The organism is Streptosporangium sp. NPDC006013, from assembly GCF_040614275.1.
Classification (GTDB): Bacteria; Actinomycetota; Actinomycetes; order Streptosporangiales; family Streptosporangiaceae; genus Streptosporangium.
Map to the genome: position 1 here is coordinate 1 of NZ_JBEXUE010000836.1, position 2,321 is coordinate 2,321.

General features: G+C 73.6%; 2 protein-coding genes. Both read right to left on the minus strand.

The annotated features are described in order from the left end of the window. Positions 1-15 precede the first annotated feature (15 nt). Positions 16-588, minus strand: coding sequence for a condensation domain-containing protein (locus ABZ260_RS50130; RefSeq protein ID WP_355632774.1), 573 nt, complete (start codon positions 586-588; stop codon positions 16-18). Positions 589-620: 32 nt separating this feature from the next. After that, on the minus strand, positions 621-2,321 hold a 1,701-nt coding region (locus tag ABZ260_RS50135), incomplete at its 5' end, for a non-ribosomal peptide synthetase (protein WP_355632777.1).

The following is a 2,321-nucleotide window of genomic DNA, read 5'->3' on the forward strand; positions in this document are numbered from 1 at the left end:
GCGAACATATTAATTTCAATCCGTCTGCCTCGTAAAGATCTCCATTAAAGTGGGCATAGTTGATAAATATGCTGGCTGCGACCCGAGCCTCAGCAGCCCGGCCCGGAACACCGGGCCCCGGCGCAGGTCGAAGGGGCGCTCCGCCTCCCGTAGCAGCCAGTCGCGCACCGGCGCCTCGCGGTCGCCGTCCGCGGGCACGCGCGCCCGCGTGACCTGGATCGGCACCTCCGCGGCCGGCTGTACGGTCTGCACGCCCCTGCCGTTCACCGAGTCGAAGGTGGTGCGCAGCGACTCGTGCCGCTCCACCAGGCGGTCGACGGCGAGCCTGAGCACGTCCAGGTCCAGGTCACCGGTCAGCCGGAGCACCAGCGGGACGATGTACTCGGCGCTTTGGGGGTCCAGCTCGTACCTGAACCAGAGCCGCTGCTGGGCCGGTGACTGCGGCGACGCCTCCCGCGAGGGGGTCCGCGGGATCCCCTCCATCTCCGGGGAGGCGGGGGCCTCGCCGGCCAGCCGCCGGAGCATCGCCTCGCGCAGGTGGTCGGGCAGTGCGGCCACCCGGCCGTCACGCGAAGAGGGGGCGTTCAATGTGTTCTCCCGTCCGGGTTCCGCTGGCCTGTTCACGAGCCCTGGCTCTGGGCGACCCGTTCGAAGGACGCCAGGATCATGTCCTGCACCACCTCGGCCAGGGCACCGACGGTCGGGGCGGTGAAGAGCTCCCTCGGGGAGATCTCGACGTCGAACGCGCGCCGCACCCTGGAGGTCACCCGCAGGCTGGTGATGGAGTCGCCGCCCAGGTCGAAGAAGTTGTCGTCCACCCCGACCCGCTCGACCGCGAGCACCTCCGCCCAGATCCGGCCGAGGGCCTCCTCGGTCGGGGTGCGCGGGGCGGCGTAGGCGGCGCGCACGGCTCCCCTGCTCTCCGGTTCCGGCAGCGCCCGCCGGTCCACCTTGCCGCTGGCGTTCAGCGGCAGCCGGTCCAGGGACACGAACGCGGAGGGGACCGCGTAGGCGGGCAGCCGCTCGGCCAGCGACCGGGCCAGGTCCACGGGCGAGGGCCGCGCGCATCCCGCGACCGGCACCACGTAGCCCACGAGATACCTGCGCCCCGGCGCCTCCTCGCGCGCGACGACCGCCGCCTCGGCCACGTCCGGCCGGGCCCGCAGCGCGGCCTCGACCTCGCCGATCTCGATGCGCAACCCGCGGATCTTCACCTGGTCGTCGGTCCGGCCGAGGAACTCGATGTCGCCGTCCGCGCTCCAGCGGACCCTGTCCCCGGTGCGGTACAGGCGGCCCCCGGCGTCGAACGGATCGGCGACGAACCGCTCGGCGGTGAGCGCGGGCCTGCCGAGGTAGCCCCTGGCCAGACCGCTTCCCGCGAGGTACAGCTCGCCGGGGGCGCCGGGCGGTACCGGAGCGAGATCGCGGCCCAGCACGTAGGCGCGCGTGTTGTCCATCGGGCGGCCGATCGGCGCGGCACCGGACCCGGCGAGCTCCGGCGTCATCTCACGGCAGGTGACGAAGGTCGTGGTCTCGGTGGGGCCGTAGCAGTGGTGCACCTCCGTCGCCGGGCAGCGCTCCATCACCCGCAGCATCGCCGCCGGCGAGGCGGCCTCGCCTCCCGTCCACACCTCGCGCAGCCCGGCGAAGCACTCGGGCAGTTCCTCGGCGAAGAGGTTGAACAGCGCCGTGGTGAGGAACATCCCGGTGACGCCGTGCCCGGCGACCAGGCGCCGCAGGCTCCGGGCGTCCAGCTCGCCCTGGGCGACCACCACCCGGCCGCCGGCCAGCAGCGGGACCCACATCTCGTAGGTGGCCGCGTCGAAGGCGTGCGGGGAGTGGAAGAGAACACGCTCGTGCCCTCCCGAGCGCCACCGCCGGTCCGTGGCCAGGCTCACGATGTTGCGGTGGGTGACCGCCACGCCCTTGGGGACCCCGGTCGAGCCGGAGGTGTACATCACGTACGCCAGCCGGTCGGGGTCGGCCACGGCGGCCGGGCCCGCGAGCGGGGGACCGTCCAGGGTCGTGTCGCCGTCCACCACCAGCGCCCGTGCCCCGAGCCCGCCGATCTTCGAGACCGTCGCCCGGTCCGTCAGCACGGCCACCGCCGCGGTGTCCCGCAGGATCCAGCGCAGCCGGTCGGGCGGGTAGCTCGGATGCAGGGGGACGTAGGTGCCGCCGGCCTTGAGCACCGCGAGCATCGAGACCAGCGCGTCGGCCGTGCGAGCCTGGAGGACGGCCACCCGCGACTCCGCGGTCACCCCCAGGGACGCCAGGTGGCGCGCCAGCCGGTCGGCGCGCTCGTCCAGCTCGGCGTAGCC